This window comes from Desmonostoc muscorum LEGE 12446 (assembly GCF_015207005.2).
Taxonomy (GTDB): Bacteria; Cyanobacteriota; Cyanobacteriia; order Cyanobacteriales; family Nostocaceae; genus Nostoc; species Nostoc muscorum.
Genome location: NZ_JADEXS020000001.1, coordinates 8,079,089 through 8,096,565 on the forward strand (window position 1 = coordinate 8,079,089; position 17,477 = coordinate 8,096,565).

Below are 17,477 nucleotides of genomic sequence, written 5' to 3' on the forward strand. Positions count from 1 at the left end.
TAGACAAGTCAATTGGTAAAACCACTGGGAGTATTTTTCTATGTTGACAGTAATTATTAATGCTTTTCATGTCATGAGAAATATTTTACCAATAAATCACAACCAGTTCTCACAAATACTTCTCAAGATATATGATTTTCAGGAACAGGTTAAACGAATTCAGCATCACTCGCCAAAACAGCGTTTAAAAATAGCAATTAAACAGTTAGGTAATAACACAATGGAAATTAGTGTAGCTATAATCAATGATTTAGAGCAAATTGCCCATAATCATCCGCAGTACCACTGGATAATCATGGACATTCTGACTAGTTTTATCCGCGAAAATGCTGCTTACACACCGCAAAAGGAAGTTATCAGCAACCCTGGTGCAAAAGTTCGTGGAGATATTCAAGCGGCTCTGACTGTTATCGCTAGAAGAGATGTCAATAAAGATCCAGAAAATGAGCAGCTTGATTTGAGTCATACGGACATCAGAGGAGCAAACTTGAATGGAGCTAATTTAGAACAGACAAATCTTTATCAAGCTAATCTTGCTGGGGCTAACCTAACAGAAGCCAATTTAGAGGGAGCAATCCTCAGTGCAGCTAATTTAGAAGGAGCCAACCTATACTCAGCTAACCTCAAAGGGGCAATCCTCAGCGCAACCAACCTCCAAAGGGCGAATCTCCAAAAAGCTAACCTGCATCGTGCCAGTTTATATCTAGCTAACCTGCATGGGGTAGTTCTCGATGATGCCATACTTGATGGGGCAAATTTCAGGGAAGCCAAATTTTCTCAGTAATTTGTAATTCGTAATTCTGATACTGCAAGGATTTCACTGTTTGAGAATGGGTGGTTTATTAACACCGTAATATACTAGTATATCTGATGTCATTCCTGAGTTAAATGACTCTTGTGACCATATTATAATTTTTTTGCTAAATGCTATACTATTTTGTCCAAATAACTAAGTAATAATTCTAGGTTGTAAGGAAAATTTTTACCATGTCTTCTAAAAAGACAGACACTCTGTTGAATTGGTTGATAACTATAACAGTTATATTTGCTTGCTCGTTGACTGTAATTTTCTTCGCATTGTCCAGTATTAAAGAATTGTCAATTCAGGAGAGAATACAGTATAGAAACCAAGCATTAACAACCACTGCAATCATTTTTCTGGCATCGGCAGCAATGTTTAATGCTTATTATGCAGCCAAGCGTGTCCAAGCAATGCAGAAAAATGCGATCGCCGCTGAGAAAAACTTAGAAATTGACATTCAAAATGCAAAACTCAATCAAGACAGATTGGTTGCAGAACGCTTTATGGGAGCAATTTCTCAACTGGGACATGAAAAAATTGAAACTCGCACAGGCGCAATTTATGCATTAGAAAGAGTTGCCCAGGATTTCCCCAAAGAACACTGGACAATCATGGAAATCCTCACTGCCTTTGTGCGAGAAAATACACCAATCCAGCAAGTAAAACCAGAGCCTCAAAAGCCAGAATATTCACCGGCTATTTACTCAAATAGGCGCAAAGGTGGGTCACGTTCGACACAGCAGTTGCAGCCAAATCTCCAGGAAGAAACAGCAAAAATACGCACCGATATTCAAGCAGCCTTAACTGTCATCGCCAGACGGAATTTACTCGAAGACCCAAAAGATCAGAAACTTGATTTACGTAATTCCGACATCAGGCGAGCAGATTTAGTGGGAGCTAATCTGCAACAAGCTGACTTACGGGGAGCAGATTTGAGTGGGGCTGACTTGCGGGGAGCAGATTTATCTGAGGCTGACTTGAACGGCGCTAGACTCGTTCGGTGTATTCTCTATGAAACTAAATTGCTCAAAACCAGCTTGAGTAGAGCCGACCTTTCTTGGGCTAACCTCAACCGCGCCAACCTCTGTGGTGCAAATCTGCGTTCAGCCAACCTCTATGGAGCAAGTCTGCGTGCAGCAAATCTGCAAGGAACAAACCTCTATAAAGCCAACTTGCAACAAGCAACCTTGAAAATTGCCAACCTCTCAGGAGCAAAGCTGTTTTTAGCTAACTTGCAAGGAGCAAAACTCGGTAAAGCTAATTTGCACATGACTGGTTTGATTGGTGCCAACCTTTCTGGGGCTAACTTGAATGGTGCCAACCTTTCTGGGGCTAACTTGAATGCAGCCAAACTCCATCAAACAGAAGTCTATTTCGCCAACCTTTCAGAAGCCAGCTTAACCGAAGCAGATTTGTATCAAGCAAACCTCATCGGAGTCAACCTCCAAAGAGCAACTTTGCATCAAGCTAACCTAACTCAGGCAAATCTTATGGGAGCTAACTTTTCCCAAGCTAATCTGAGTGATGTGAAACTTGAAGGGACAATTTTGACGGGAGCGAAAAACCTAGAGTTGCAGCAGATTAAAAAAGCAGTTGGCGATCGCACTACTCGCTTACCCGATCATATAGAAGCACCGACCGATTGGCGACAATCAGGCTGATACGATTTTGGATTTTAGATTTTAGATTTTGGATTGTTTTGTGTATCTGGATTGGTTTAAATCCATTTTTGGCAATCATTTATCAAATTGGGGTTACCTCAGCATCACTTAGTTATCTCGGCGCATTCTACCAGTTTCACTTATTGCTTGCTATAGTTTTTACCAAAAGTCTCCGTAACAATTCTGGAGATGAGGAAGGCTAAAGCTATGTCCGATAACAACACAGACACACTTAAGAATTGGTTGATAATTCTAGCTGTCATATTTATCATCTTTTTGGTTGCTTTTATCTTGATATTTTTATTTTCTGATTTTGCATTTTTGAATCCAAAAGGTTTGGAAACGGAGCAAAGGCTGGATTATGGAGCTAAAGCATTAACAACTCTTGGAACGATTTTCGGTGGATTTGCAGTATTAATCAATGCGTTCTATGCAGCTAAGCGTTGGGAAGCTATGGATAAAACTGCTGAAGCTGCAAACAAAAGTGCTGAGGCTGCGCTCCAAAATGCTAAAGCTGCACAAGACAAGCAAATTACAGAACGCTTTGCTAAGGCTATTGAACAGCTTGGGAATGAAAAGATTGAAACGCAATTGGGGGCAATTTATACTCTAGAACGAATCGCTAAAGATTCCAAAGATGATCACTGGACAATCATGGAAGTCCTTACGGCTTTTGTACGAGAGAATGCAGGTTTGAACAAAGACAAGGAAAAGGCAGAGAATGCAACACCTCAGACGCATATTCAAGCAGCCCTTACCGTAATTGGACGGCGCAAGTCTCAGAATGACCCGGAAAATCAGAGATTGGATTTCAATAATATCGATATCAGCAGAGCAGACCTCGCGAAAGCCAACCTGCAAAAGGCAGACCTCGCGCAAGCCAACCTGCAAAGGGCAATCCTGACGGGAACCAACCTGCAAAAGGCAATCCTGAGGAAAACCAATCTGCAAGGAGCGCATCTCATTGAAGCCAATCTGCAAGAGGCAGTCTTGAGAGCAGCCAATCTGCAAGGGGCGTATCTCACTCAAGCCAACCTCCAAGGGGCATATCTCATTGAAGCCAACCTCCAAGGGGTATATCTCAATAAAGCCAATCTCCAAGGGGCAGATCTTAGTAAAGCAAACTTACAGGGGGCATTCCTCTGGGGTGCTGAAAATCTAGAACAACAGCAGATTGAATCAGCAAAAGGCGATCGCACAACAATATTACCGGAAAATCTTCAACCGCCCAAACATTGGAATGTTGAAGTTTCCCCTTAGATGCTGAAACGTGAACCTTTGAACTCCAGCGTTGAGCCTTTTATCCTCAACATTGCACCTCTGAACCTCAACGTTACACCTCTGAACTCCAACGTTGCACCTTTTATCCTCGAAATTGCACCTTTTATCCTCAACGTTGCACCTTTTATCCTCGAAATTGCGCCTTTTATCCTCAACATTGACCCTCTGAACCTCAACGTTGCACCTTTGATCCTCGAAATTGCACCTTTGAACCTCAACGTTGCGTGTTTGATCCTCGAAATTGCACCTTTGATCCTCAACATTGACCTTCCTAACCAATACACTCCACTTCAACAGCAAAACATAGGCATTGTATAAAATAGTCATGACTATTTTAAAGTGAACATCTTGCCCGCCCTCAAAAATCACCCCACAATCAAGACGCCCATCTTAAAAAATTCAATAATTTATTCGTTAGAGTTCCTGAACCGAGAAAATATTCCCTAAGTAAGAGACAAACAATAGGACAAGTGTCCTATTTTATTCATACTGTAGGAATAGGAAAAGGAGATGTCTGTAACAAAATCACTGGGAACTTTAGATTTAATTCGAGAACTGCGGCATCAACTCAATGTTTCTCAGAAACAATTTGCCGCTAGATTAGGAGTTTCATTCAAAACAGTGAATCGTTGGGAGAATGGCCATACACTGCCCTCACCGTTAGCGCTAAAACTCATAGAAGAAATGATCCGCCAGATGGGTGAACCAGGCAAAAGACTGCTAAAACAGTATTTTCCAGAAGCAGAATCCCGTTATGATTCATAAGTTGAGGGTTTCTCAACCCGAAAACATCTTTGTTGCTAAAAGAAAAAAAGAGGCATTTATTCGGGAGCAGTTTCTACACTACGCTGTTGCTTTGCTATCTGTTGCCTTCGCACTGGGAATCACCCTGCTACTAAATCAATATATCAGCGCCACGCCTGCGGCACTACTTTTTGCTGCGGTAATGGTGAGTGCTTGGTATGGTGGCTTAGCTCCGGGATTATTCGCAACTGTTTTGTCTAGTTTGGCACTTAATTACTTGTTATCGAGACCGCTTTATCCAGTAAATACTACAAATTTGAACATTTTAGTTTCCTTAGCTGTATTCATACTGGCGGCAGGGTTAATCAGCTCGCTCAACGAATCACGGCGCATAGCTGTCCGCAAAGCTGAGGAAAGTCTGAGGTTTCTTCGCCAAAGCGAGGCACAGTTCAATCGCTTTGTAGAGTCCAATGAACAAGTACTGCGGCGACGAGAAACAGAACTTCAGCTAATTACGGATACACTGCCAGTTTTGATTTCCTTTGTGGATTTAGAACAACGCTACCGCTTTAACAACCGAGCTTATGAAGAGTGGTTTGGGCAACCAGCGGCAGAAGTCTATGGAAAGCATCTTTGGGAAGTTTTGGGTGAACCCGCCTATGAAGTAGTTCGTCCCCATGTGGAAAAAGTACTCTCAGGAGAGCAGGTAACTTTTGAAGCTGAAATTTTTTATAAAAATGTTGGAACACGCTACATTAATGCTATTTACGTTCCCCAGTTTAATCGACAGGGAACAGTTGAAGGGTTTGCGGTGTTGATTACTGATATTAGCCAACAGCAAGCAGCGTTGCGCGATCGCCTTTTAGCAGAAGAAGCGTTGCGGGAGAGCGAGGAACGGCTGAGATTTGCCCTGCAATCGGCAGAGTTAGGCGATTGGGATTTGGACTTGAGGAATAAAACTGCCCACCGTTCTCTGCGACATGACCAAATCTTTGGCTACGAATCTCTTCTGGCAGAATGGACTTATGAAATTTTCCTCCAACACGTCTTACCTGAGGATCGCTCTTTAGTTGAAGCGAAATTTTTGAATGCTTTAACTAATAATGATATCTGGGATTTTGAATGCCGCATTCGCCGCGCCGATGGAGAGTTGCGTTGGATTTGGGGGCGGGGTCATGTTTATTATAATGCTCAGGGTGAAGCTGTACGGATGCTGGGACTAGTTGGCGACATTAGCGATCGCAAACTTGCCGAAACTAGCTTACAACAACTAAACGAAACCCTAGAGCAACGGATTCAAGAGCGCACAGCCCAGTTAGAAGCCGCCAACAAAGAACTAGAATCTTTCTCCTATTCAGTCTCTCACGACTTGCGAGCGCCATTTCGCCACATCGCCGGATTTGTAGAATTGCTTGCCAAGCACCTGAACTCAACAACTTTAGATCCAACAAGTCAGCGCTACTTAAAAATCATCGCCCAAACCGCAAAACAGGCAGGAGTACTAATTGATGAGTTGCTGACATTTTCTCGTATGGGGCGCACCGAGATGCGTTATACCACCCTGAATATTGAGGAGCTAGTGCAAGAAGTAAAACGGGATTTGTTTACAGAAACCCAAGGACGGGTAATTCATTGGCACATCGAGTCATTACCACAAGTGCAGGGCGATCCCTCCATGCTGCGGCTGGTGCTTCGCAACCTGATGGGCAATGCCGTTAAATATACCCAAACTCGCACTATCGCAGAAATCACCGTTGGCAGTACCGATAATGAAAACGAAGTCATCTTTTTTGTGCAAGATAACGGTGTTGGGTTTAACATGCAATATGTCCACAAGCTATTCGGAGTATTTCAACGCCTGCATAGCGACTCCAAATTTGAAGGCACTGGTGTTGGATTAGCCAACGTGCAGCGGATTATTCATCGGCATAATGGTCGAGTCTGGGCAGAGGGTGAAGTTGACAGTGGAGCTACCTTCTATTTTTCACTGCCAAAGTTGTCGAAGAGGGAGAGTGAATGAGAGAACTGAAGAGAATTCTGCTGATTGAAGACAGTGCTAATGATGCAGAATTAATATTAGCTGCTTTGTCAGAAAACCATCTGGCAAATGAAGTAGTGGTGGTACGTGATGGAGAGGAAGCTTTAGATTATCTCTATCGCCGGGGACTGTTCCGGTTGCGGATGGAAGGGCATCCTGTTGTGGTGCTACTCGATTTGAAATTACCTAAAATCGATGGACTAGAAGTGCTAGCACAACTCAAATCTGACCCAGTAATGCAAGTGATTCCGGTGGTGGTGCTAACTTCTTCCCGTGAGGAACCAGATTTAGTTCGATGCTACAAGTTAGGCGTTAATGCTTATGTCGTCAAGCCCGTAGATTATCATGAATTTGCCGATGCCATTAAGGGTGTAGGACTGTTTTGGGCAGTGATTAATCAGCCTCCCCTTGGCGCTTTACCTCCTGCACCTAATCGTCAACAGGAGAAGAACTGATGAGTGTGCTTCGTTTCCTCCTTTTAGAAGATAGTTTGTTGGATGCAGAACTTACCCAAGCAATGCTAGCGGAAGGAGGAATTGATTGTGAATTGGTAAGAGTCGAAAGCGGCGCTGAGTTTTTGGCCGCTATTTCCACAGAGGCTTTTGATTTAATTCTTGCCGATTATGCCTTGCCATCTTTTGATGGAATTTCTGCCTTGGAAATTGCTCGAAATAAGTGTCCAGAGATTCCTTTCATTTTTGTTTCTGCGGTATTGGGTGAAGAATTAGCGATCGAAGCTTTGAAGAATGGTGCAACAGATTATGTTTTAAAGCAACGACTAGGGCGGTTAGTTCCCTCGGTGCAAAGGGCATTGCGGGAAGCCAAAGAACGCCGCGATCGCCAGCTTGTAGAAGAGTCTTTACAAAAAAGTGAAGCCAGGTATCGCCGAATTGTTGATACCTCTTATGAAGGAATTTGGACGATTGATTCCCAAGGGCGAACAGAGTTTGTGAATCAGCGGATGTCACAAATGTTAGGCTATGCAGCAGAAGAAATGCTCGGTCGTTTTATATTTGATTTTATTGATGTAGTTGATGGTATCGACACCGCAGAAAAACTCCAATGGTTCAAGAAAGAAGACAGCGATTTGAAAGAAGGTCGATGGCGCTGCAAAGATGGTTCTTATATTTGGACACTGATTTCTGCTAGAGCGATTTTTAATGAACAGCATGAATTCTTAGGTGCGATCGCCATGTTAACCGATATCACCGATCGCAAACGCACCGAAGAAGAACGCGATCGCCTTTTGCAACGGGAGAAATTAGCCCGCGCCGAAGCTGAAGCCGCCAACCGCATCAAAGATGAGTTTTTGGCGGTGCTTTCCCATGAATTGCGATCGCCCCTAAATCCGATTCTCGGTTGGGCAAAACTCTTGCAGAGCCGTAAATTTAACGAAACAGCCCTGAAAAAAGCCTTAGAAACCATTGAACGCAACGCCAAATTACAAGCTCAACTCATCGAAGACTTGCTCGATGTTTCTCGCATCCTCCAAGGTAAACTCAACCTCAACATGGCATCAGTGGATTTGGCATCCACCATTGAAGCAGCAATGGAAACAGTGCGTTTAGCAGCAGAGGCAAAAACCATTCAGATAGAAACAATGCTCGATCCGAGAGTCGGCAAAGTTTTGGGTGATTCAGCTCGCTTACAGCAAATCGTCTGGAATTTATTATCCAATGCCGTGAAATTCACAGCCACAGGCGGACAAGTAAATGTGCAATTAGAGTGCATCGACGCCGATGCCCAAATTACCGTCAGCGACACAGGTAAGGGCATTAAATCAGACTTTTTGCCTCATGTATTTGACTATTTTTGTCAGGGCGACAATACAACAACGAGAAAATTTGGTGGCTTGGGATTAGGCTTAGCGATCGCCCGTCACCTAGTCGAAATGCACGGCGGAACAATTTGGGTGCAAAGTCCCGGCGAGAACCAGGGAGCTACCTTCACAGTGAGATTACCATTAATCAAAGACGGTGCATTAATCAAAGATGATACCAACCCTAATTCTGCAATAGTCGCTTCTGGCTTCTCTCCCTTGATGGGTGTAGAAGTCTTGATTGTAGATGACAACGCCGACAGCCTGGACTTTTTTAGATTTGTCCTTGAAGAGTTTGGAGCCACAGTGATTGCAGCTGCATCAGCAGGTGAAGCATTACAGACTTTAGCACAATCAAAGCCAGATATCTTACTCAGCGACATCGGAATGCCAGAAATGAACGGCTATATGCTGATAGAACAAATACGTGCTTTCGAGGCACAAGCAGGGAGAGAAAAAATTCCAGCGATCGCTCTGACTGCTTATGCAGGCGAAATCGATCAGCAACAAGCATTCCAAGCAGGGTTTCAACAGCACATCGTTAAACCTGTGGCGCCAGAGGAATTGCTCATCGCCATTTCAAGTTTAATTAAACATAAATAAGACAGACGCGATAAATCGCCGTCTCTACAATAACCCATGCATATTGGATTCTTGTAGAGACGCGATTCATCGCGTCTTATATCATGTCCGGCTAATTAGTTATGATTCCCGAATCTATGCACAAACCCAAAAACCCTTCCCCTCTGCTCCCCTGCCCCTCTGCCCCTCTGCTGCCTTAATGATAAGTCTTTAACCGGACATGATATAACCCTCTCCTAAGAAACAGTATTTGCTTCGGGCTGAGGAATGAGTTCAAAACCTAAAGCTAGAGCCGAGCCAGTACGCTCATAGAGTTCCCAGCCAATGGCTACAGTTTGCATTTGCGATCCCACGAACAGCAGTAGGCGTCCAATGGTAAATAGCCGATAGTCCCGAAACCTCAGGGCTGCAAAGGGATCGTGCTGTGCAACAAGAGAGCTATGGCGATTTGATTTCTGTTTGCTCGAAGACATTTTTTAGTAGAGTTAAGCCTTCTTCAATGTTGGAAATTTGCTCTTCTGTCAGACCTTTGAGCAGGTCGGTAATATGAGCGCGAGTTTGATCTTGGGATTGCTTGAGTTGCTGCTTTCCCTCCTGGGTCAGATTGAGCAGCACTCGCCGCCGCTCTTGAGGATCAGCGATGCGTTCGACAAAGTTACGTTGTACTAGGCGTTCTATGGTTGCTGATGCTGTGGCAGAGGTGACACCCAAATGCTCTGCCAAGTCAGATAATGAAGCACCAGGATTCCGGTTGATAAATGCCAGCGATCGCAACTGAGGTATAGATAAAAAAGCGGCGCTGTGGGCACGCATATCGGCTCGGATAAACCGCATCACTAATGGAACTGTTTCCATTACTCTGGCAGCACAGTCTTCGGAAGTTGTACCTTGAGTTGGTTTATCCAAGGTCATGGGATTGTTGTTCTCCTGATTACATCGCCACCCGTGGATAAAGTCGTCCACCAATGATGGCTAAGATTATTAATGTTAACAAGAGAATTGTACAATCGAGACCAAAGCCATAGATACTAGTGCCGTTCAGCAGCATGGTGCCCCGTAAGCCATCAACCTCATAAGTCAAGGGATTTAAATGGGAAATGAATTTTAACCAATCAGGCATCAGTGAGATGGGATAGATGGCATTGCTAGCAAAAAATAAGGGCATGGTTAATAATTGCCCAATACCCGTCATCCGTTCTCGCGTTTTCACCAAACAGCCAATAATTAAGGAAAAAAGACAAAAGCAAGCCGCTGCCAGCATCACCAACAGTAGCACTTGGAGAATCGCTAGGGGATGGAGATTGAGTTTGACACCTAATAAAAATGCTAATCCGTAAATGACTACTACCTGTGATAAGCACCGCACCCCACACGCCAGTGCTTTGCCCAAAACCATTGCCACACGGGGTGTAGGACTAGCTAAGAATTTATGCACAATCCCTAAATCTCGCTCCCAGATCAACGTCATCCCACCAGTGAAAATTGCCACAAATAAGACGCTCTGAGCCAGAATACCAGCGGCGATAAAATCCAAATAAGGGAGGTTTCCTGTAGGAATGGCGCGAGTCCGGGAGAAAACTTGCCCAAAAATCAGTAACCATAAAGCTGGTTGCACAGCTCTAACTATTAAATCAGTGGGATCGTGGCGGAGTTTGCGTACTTCCAATTCGGCGATCGCTAGGGTTTTCGTAACTAGCTCACTAATTGCAGAGATAAAATTAGCTCGGCGAGGAGGTGATACTTTAACCCAACCGCTGAGCAGTACGTCTGGTTCTTGCTGTGTCACGGTAGTTGACTCCTGATGTTAATTGGTCGCCTGTGTAGTGAATAAAGACATCATCCAAAGTTGCGTTTGCTTTCCCCAAGGAGGCTTTTAAGTCGCTTGGTGCGCCTGTGGTCACAACTTGGCCTTGTTGCATAATCACCACTCGGTCACAGAGACTGTCTGCTTCTTCTAAAAAGTGGGTTGTTAAAAATATAGTTGTGCCGTAATCGGCACAAAGTTGTTGCACAAGTTGCCATACTTGAGTGCGGGCGATGGGATCTAGTCCGACAGTCGGCTCATCCAGAAATAAAATTTGGGGTTGATGCAAAATCGATTGGGCAATTTCCAGCTTGCGGATCATCCCACCAGAGTAGGTTCGTACCAAGCGCTTGGCAGCATCTTGCAAACCCATGTACTCTAGAATCTCATAGATGCAGCGATCGCGTCTTTTTGTCGGTATTTCATAAAGCTTGGCAAAGATTAACAGATTTTCGTAACCCGTGAGGCTACCATCAGCAGACAGCGCCTGGGGTACATAACCGATAGCGCGTCTGACAGCATCGGATTGCCGAGTCACATCGTAGCCAGCTAAGGTTGCTCTCCCTGCACTGATAGGCAGTAAGGTTGTCAACATTTTAATTACTGTACTTTTGCCTGCCCCATTCGGTCCGAGCAGCCCAAATACTTCACCTTGCTCCACAGATATGCTCAGGTTATTAACAGCAGTTAACTTGCCAAAATGGCGCGTCAGTCCCTGAGTTTCCAAAATCAGTGGTTTTGGCTCGCTAGCTGGTTGCGATCGATTGATTTTTCCCGTAAGTATTGTCACAAGTTTCGATGCACCTAATTTAGTTAGATAAACTAACTATTAGTTTCCCAATACATTTGTCTGAAGTCAATAGTTCGCTGATAGAAAAATAGAAAGTGGGCATGGGGAGATGACGGATCAGAGGGTAGAATAATAACTCCTAACTCACGGCCCCAGCACTCCTAATGTCCCATGCCCAATCCTAAAGGGTTGGTCGTTTACTTTCCAGGACTTCTGTGGCTTTTTGGGCAGAAAGCGGTCGGTAGAATAGAAAACCTTGAACATCTTCGCAGTGGATAGATCTTAAAAACTCCAATTCCTCTTCGTTTTCTACCCCTTCGGCTGTCAGCCTCAATCCCAAACTCCGCCCCAAGGTAACTATCGCCTTGATAATATGAGCGACTTTGACATCGTGCGTCAAATCTTGAATGAAAGACTTATCGATTTTCAAGTTGTGGAGTGGCAAAAGCTGTAGGCGTGAGAGGGAAGAATGACCAGTACCAAAGTCATCAATTGAGAGATGAACGCCCATTTGCTGTAAATTTTGTAATACGGTTCGGGTGAAGTCTAAATCTTCAATGGCTGTGGTTTCAGTAATTTCTAACTCTAAAAAGTGAGCATCTAGTCTTGTTTGTTCTAAAATTTTGGCTACAGTCTCTACTAATTGGGGTTGGCGGAATTGCTTAAGAGAAAGATTAACGGCGATCATCAGGGGTGGTAATCCTGCATCTTGCCAAGTTTTATTTTGCTTACAGGCTGTCCGCAGTACCCATTCGCCGATGGGGACAATTAATCCGCTTTGTTCAGCCAGGGGAATGAAAACACTGGGCGCGACCAATCCCATCTCCGGGTGTTGCCAACGCAACAAAGCCTCCATTCCAGTAATTTCTCCTGTGGTAATGTTCACACGAGGTTGATAGTACACGGAAAATTCTTTGCGTTCTAGGGCATAGCGCAAGCTTTTCTCTAAAGTCAGAAGTTCAGGATTTTTGGCGCTCAGGGAAGCACTGTAGAATTGGTAGTTATTTCGTCCTTTGTCTTTGGCGTGATACAAAGCGGTATCTGCGTGCTGGATTAGTGTTTCGGCGTCAGGACTGTTGCGATCGAGCAAGGCAATACCAAGGCTGGCACTGATGTAAAGTTCATGCCCTTGGAGATAAAAAGCATCCTCTAAGGTTTGTAAGATTCTCTGTGCGACTTGGGTTACTTCTTCGATATTATTCACTCGCGGGAGTAAAATGATAAACTCATCGCCTCCCCAACGGGCTACGGTGTCTCCCTTTCTGAGTGAGTCTTTTAATCTTTGAGCGACGTTTTGTAATAACTTGTCTCCCAGCGTGTGCCCAAGAGTGTCATTGATTACCTTGAAGCGATCCAAGTCGAGGAAGATCACAGCTAAACTTTCCCCGTTGCGAATTGCGTTGGGCAGGGTTTTGCCTAGCATCTCGTCAAATAGTAGACGATTCGGTAACGCTGTGAGCATATCATGCAGGGCTTGATAGCGAATCTTTTCTTCTACTTGCTGACGCTGCCGCGCACCAATAATACTGGCTGCCATCGTCAATAGGGTGGATTCTTCGTGCCTTGACCAATGACGCTCACAGGTGCAGTCTGCCAAACCAAGGTAACCCCAAAACTCGTTCTCCAACCGCAGAGGTACTAGAAGTAGGGATTGAATGTCGTCTCGAATCAATAATTGTTGTTCGACGACGGGAAATGTTTGGGTGAGTCCGTTAATTGACTGCCCACTGGAGAGAACATTGTACCAACGAGTTAATCCAGAAGCTTCATAAGGCTGATTCTGCCAATAGTGGTGGGTAGGTTCGATAAAAGATTGTGTCCATTCAAACCGCAGGCTCACTGCTATTTCCCCTGTGGCAGGATGGGGGTGATTTTGGAAAAGATAAGCACGATCTGCTTTGGCAGCTTCGCCCAAAACAGCTAGAGCTCTCTCAATGCCTGTTTCGTAATTCATTTCGCCCAGCAAATAATTGGCGGCTTCTGCAACTGCTTGTAACAAGCGATCGCGCTGGTGTAGTTCGGCTGTGGCTTGCTTTTGTTCTGTAATATCTCTGGCAATAAAAGTTCTAATTAAATCACTTTCAGGAAGGTAGAGAACTGATTGTTCAAAAATTTCTGTACCTACTTCCACTTCCCGCATAAAAGAATTTTTTTCTAGATTCTTAACAGCGCTTAACAGTCCTTTTAAGATTGGATGTTGCATCCCAGTTTCTCTCAGTTTGGGAAACTTGAGAGCTGCGGCTGGATTGAGATAAGTCACTGTTCCCTCGAAATCCATCTCGATAATTGGATTGGGGATCAGTTCTGGGAAGGATGCTAGGCGAGCAAGAGCAGTCTCACTAGCTGCTTCAAAGGTGGGATCGACAGCTAGGGTTTGAAAAGGATTGGCAGGATTGGGTTGCTCTGATAAAAAACCAAATAAATCTTCAATATCACAAGATTCAGAAAATGCTTGTTCTGAGAGATTAGAAATAGCATAATATTTGGCTTGAGCTTGATTATTACCAAAGGCAATGACATCTCCATGTCTGAGGTTGTGAGAGAAGCATCTATCGCCATTGACAAACAAGCCATTGGTACTTCCTTTACCCTTGTAGTTGCCATCAATTATCTGGAAGCCATATTGGTCACTTTCTGGAACAGTTACTCGCAATAAAATTGCATGTTGCATTGATACTGAGCGGGAAGCTAAGACAATAGTATTGGCGGAATGTCTTCCTAAAGAATAAGTAGCCTCTCTCAGGGTGACAGTTCGCTGCCCTTGTAGGTCTTGGATGACCAACAGATGGCGTATTTTTTCCCGCTCATTTCCTAGCATGATTCTTCCTCAAATTTTCATATTTTTAGGTTTTAGTCTGAAAAATACTGCTCCCATAAGTTCAGAATTTTAAGTTCCGCTTTTTAGGGAATTTAGTCAATTAAATTTATTGCTATCTATGATTCCAAAATTTGTATGAGGATGCAAACCAGCCTTTTTCTTGAGAATTTAGCTTCTGGGATGAGATGCCCAATTGTCTAACCCGTTTTTGCTGTAGAAGTCCTAGCTGTTTTCTCAAGTCATGCATAATTTATAAACTTTGTTCGTTGGTCTATATAATCTAACCTTTCCTTTTTTTAGGATACCCAAAATAAAATCAAACACCGAATACAATACATGGTATATTTGCGGATTTTTACTTTCAACTGATGGTTCAATTCCGAAAAAACCACAGAGTATGCAACGATAATTTATTGCTATCTAAGTTTGAAAAATTAAAAACCTCAAAGTAAAAAATAAAAATCAAATACTTCTAATTTCATGGTATTTAACTTTTGACACATTGTTGATTTACGACAGTTGCCTCAAATTGCCGCCACTACAAGGGTTGCCTCCACAGGGTGTCCTGTAGACGCAAAGAGACTTCTCAGAAAGCGACAAATCTTTATTTTATTTTCCAGAAATAAATTTAGGGCGTTGTTAGGAATTATTTTTTCTTGATGAGTGCTTTTTAATTGTTAACTTTTGCCTTATTTGGTAAGTGATTTAAAAAGGATTATAGAGTAAGCTAAAATACAAACCGTTTTCTTGTAATGTGCGATCGCCAGACTCAACTGATACTAAAGGAATTCCCCAATCAAGACGAACAGTGAAGCGTGAGCCTTGTGACCAACGCAACCCCAAACCAACAGCAGCCAGGGTATTAGGGTCGGGATTCTCTCTACCAGAACTGTTCCAACCAACACCAAAATCAACAAAGGGGACGACCTGCAAGGTACTATCTATCTGCGATAAACGCAGAATCGGTATTTGAACTTCAGCAGAAACAAAAGTGGCATTATCTGTTAACAAGTAATCTTGACGGTAGCCGCGAATGCTATCTTGCCCACCTAAGCCAAATTGCTCTATGGGCAAAAGTCTTCTGGATGCCAGTTGCGTATTTAAACGAAGTAAAAATAAGGTTTCAGGAGCTAACAGGCGTGCCCACTGCGCTTGTCCTTGCCAAGCAAAAAAACGGCTATCGGGGGGATTTTCATTAATCGTGGCATCCAACACATCAATGCCCAAGCTAAATTGAGAGCGTAAGGCAATAACTTCACGGCTATTGCGAGAAGTCCATTCTTGAAAAAATCGCAACGCAGATACCCTGGTATGTCCCTGTTCATCAGCTCCAGGTGAAATTTCAGACGCGGGCACCCCTTCTCTCTGTAAAAAGGATGAGATATCACTTTCCCGTCGGGAGGCTGTTAAGCCAAGGGCTAATTCTTGTGTAGGAGTTTGAACTATTGGCTGGCGAAATGTCAGTTCGTAATAGCGAGAATCAGAATGGATATCTAAAACCTCGAAAGGAGGTTCAATGACATTGCTCGATGTGATGCCATAGTTGAAGGTAAGGGTTCCGTTGCGGGCATTGAGTGGTAAGGTGTAGCTGGCGTCAAAGGAGTTACTACCATCGGTATTGGTGTAAGCTATACCCAGACTATCTCCCAATCCCAATAAGTTAGCTTCATTCAATTGTAATCGGCGTCGGAAACTACCTACACTAGGCGATCGCCCATTATCCAGAACTATTTGGCTACTAAAGGTTTTTGCCTCGTTAATCTTGACTTCTAACAGACTCGCACCCGTGCGCGAACCCGCTGAGAGTTCAGCAGACAAGTTTTCTATTAAAGGATTAAGTTGCAAAAGTTGTAATGCCTCCAACAAACGCTGCCGATTCAGAGGAGGTGATGTAGCTATTGCTAGTCGGCTACGGACATAATTGCGATTCAACCGCCGAGTCCCAGTTATTTGAATGTCTTCTAATTTACCTTCGATTACCTAAATTTTGACAACACCAGATTGGATGGTTTGAGGTGGGATATAGGCACCAGAGGTAATGTAACCATTTTGTACGTATAAGTCAGTAATTTTGGAGCGTGCCTGATACACTTCGGTGAGGGAAATCGGTCGTTTGGTAAATTCAGCAGTAGCTTCGGCTAACTCTTCGGGACTAAAAACTGTGCTACCAATAACTTCAAACCGTTCAACGATAATAGTTTGAGGAAACTTGTTAGGAACTGATTCCTCAGGTGTGGGAGTTGGGGTAGAGGGTGGAAATAATTCTGCTGGCGGGGGAAGTGGCTGTGGCAGTTCTGGTGAGGGAAGTGGGGAAGGCGCGGGTGGTTGAACATCCTGTGGCTGTGGGATCTGTTGCGACAAGATCAAATTGCTATTTGGTAGTTTTGTCGTATCGACAGCCTGAGCTTTTAGGGGTATGGAAGCTAAGCTGCTCAGGGATACAAACACACTCAGTGGTAATAACCACAACGTTGCAATATTAAAGGGATATTTATCGATCATCGCACTGGACTATTTTTGATCGGGAATTATGGCACTATACGGAGACTGCCATAGATGTGAATCTTACTTCATCTTTTGCCACTAAAGTTAATATCTTCTGCAAATCTCAATCGAAAACCGAAATTAAGTGTTGATTGCAGACTTGAAATTATCAATATTCACAACGGTGGTTGGCTTGTTCCGCGATCGCCGTTTAGTACCGATTGATGAATGCTCTGACTGCATCAATGTAGCAGTGCGAGATGTTGCTGCTCTCAATTCAATCCCTGCCCCCCGATCACGTGCTAACCGCCATAGACTCATTAACTCCGATAACCGTTCTTGTTGCTTGACACTGAAAAATAGGTCAGGGCGAAAGCTTTGAATGACGGGTAGTGCGCTGAATTCAGTCTCTCCCAACTCGGCAGTTAAGCCATCTAAGGCTTATCCCGCAGTTTTGCCAACACAGTGTTTATCACCTGCGCTCGCACGATATACAGCAGATTGCAACAGGCGTGAGGTACAGATAATCGTAGGGAACATGGCTGTGCCCCTAGCCATATAAACAAAGTATTATTCTCAATTTCTTTATCACTATTATAGGCGTAGTGACTTCACTTGATACCATTTTGACTATTTCAGTATCAATACTAGTCA

13 protein-coding genes and 2 pseudogenes are annotated in these 17,477 nt (G+C 43.8%); 8 read left to right on the plus strand and 7 right to left on the minus strand.

Features of this window, described 5'->3' with window-relative positions:
• Positions 1-40: 40 nt before the first annotated feature.
• The 8 genes from IQ276_RS33320 (at position 41) to IQ276_RS33355 (ending at position 8,948) form a co-directional block, all read left to right on the plus strand.
• A complete protein-coding gene (locus IQ276_RS33320) occupies positions 41-784 on the plus strand; it encodes a pentapeptide repeat-containing protein (RefSeq protein WP_193921921.1) in 744 nt (247 codons plus the stop codon).
• Between the two features lie 203 nt (positions 785-987).
• Positions 988-2,463 carry a pentapeptide repeat-containing protein gene (locus IQ276_RS33325; protein ID WP_235116183.1) on the plus strand — a complete coding sequence of 492 codons (1,476 nt, stop codon included), beginning with the start codon at positions 988-990 and terminating at the stop codon, positions 2,461-2,463.
• Between the two features lie 207 nt (positions 2,464-2,670).
• Positions 2,671-3,723, plus strand: a complete 1,053-nt coding sequence (locus IQ276_RS33330) for a pentapeptide repeat-containing protein (RefSeq protein WP_193920481.1) — start codon at positions 2,671-2,673, stop codon at positions 3,721-3,723.
• On the plus strand, positions 3,724-4,062 hold the full coding sequence (locus IQ276_RS33335; protein ID WP_193920484.1) for a hypothetical protein: 339 nt from the start codon (positions 3,724-3,726) through the stop codon (positions 4,060-4,062). It abuts the gene before it with no gap.
• A 192-nt stretch (positions 4,063-4,254) separates the two neighbouring features.
• Positions 4,255-4,509: a helix-turn-helix domain-containing protein gene (locus IQ276_RS33340; protein ID WP_193920485.1), complete on the plus strand. Its 255-nt coding sequence runs from the start codon at positions 4,255-4,257 to the stop codon at positions 4,507-4,509.
• Positions 4,499-6,508 (plus strand): ATP-binding protein, encoded by a 2,010-nt coding sequence (locus IQ276_RS33345; protein WP_193920487.1) that lies wholly within the window; start codon positions 4,499-4,501, stop codon positions 6,506-6,508. Before IQ276_RS33340 ends, IQ276_RS33345 begins: the two co-directional genes overlap by 11 nt.
• On the plus strand, positions 6,505-6,981 hold the full coding sequence (locus IQ276_RS33350; RefSeq protein WP_073645202.1) for a response regulator: 477 nt from the start codon (positions 6,505-6,507) through the stop codon (positions 6,979-6,981). Before IQ276_RS33345 ends, IQ276_RS33350 begins: the two co-directional genes overlap by 4 nt.
• Positions 6,981-8,948 (plus strand): hybrid sensor histidine kinase/response regulator, encoded by a 1,968-nt coding sequence (locus tag IQ276_RS33355; RefSeq protein WP_193920489.1) that lies wholly within the window; start codon positions 6,981-6,983, stop codon positions 8,946-8,948. Before IQ276_RS33350 ends, IQ276_RS33355 begins: the two co-directional genes overlap by 1 nt.
• 257 nt (positions 8,949-9,205) lie before the next feature.
• Here IQ276_RS33355 and IQ276_RS33360 read toward each other — a convergent pair.
• The 7 genes and pseudogenes from IQ276_RS33360 to IQ276_RS33390 all read right to left on the minus strand — a co-directional run.
• Positions 9,206-9,400: pseudogene (locus tag IQ276_RS33360) on the minus strand (MFS transporter); the annotation flags it as partial.
• On the minus strand, positions 9,366-9,839 hold the full coding sequence (locus IQ276_RS33365) for a MarR family winged helix-turn-helix transcriptional regulator (protein ID WP_073644711.1): 474 nt from the start codon (positions 9,837-9,839) through the stop codon (positions 9,366-9,368). The pseudogene IQ276_RS33360 and the gene IQ276_RS33365, both read right to left, overlap by 35 nt.
• A 19-nt stretch (positions 9,840-9,858) precedes the next feature.
• Positions 9,859-10,713, minus strand: coding sequence for an ABC transporter permease (locus IQ276_RS33370; protein ID WP_193924153.1), 855 nt, complete (start codon positions 10,711-10,713; stop codon positions 9,859-9,861).
• Entirely contained in the window at positions 10,670-11,521 is an 852-nt protein-coding gene (locus tag IQ276_RS33375; protein ID WP_190883650.1) for an ABC transporter ATP-binding protein, read from the minus strand. Before IQ276_RS33375 ends, IQ276_RS33370 begins: the two co-directional genes overlap by 44 nt.
• A gap of 181 nt (positions 11,522-11,702) precedes the next feature.
• Positions 11,703-14,339, minus strand: coding sequence for an EAL domain-containing protein (locus IQ276_RS33380; protein ID WP_235116184.1), 2,637 nt, complete (start codon positions 14,337-14,339; stop codon positions 11,703-11,705).
• A gap of 705 nt (positions 14,340-15,044) precedes the next feature.
• Positions 15,045-16,841 (minus strand): annotated as a pseudogene (locus IQ276_RS33385) (ShlB/FhaC/HecB family hemolysin secretion/activation protein).
• A 123-nt stretch (positions 16,842-16,964) separates the two neighbouring features.
• Entirely contained in the window at positions 16,965-17,240 is a 276-nt protein-coding gene (locus tag IQ276_RS33390; protein ID WP_199342603.1) for a hypothetical protein, read from the minus strand.
• Positions 17,241-17,477: the final 237 nt, after the last annotated feature.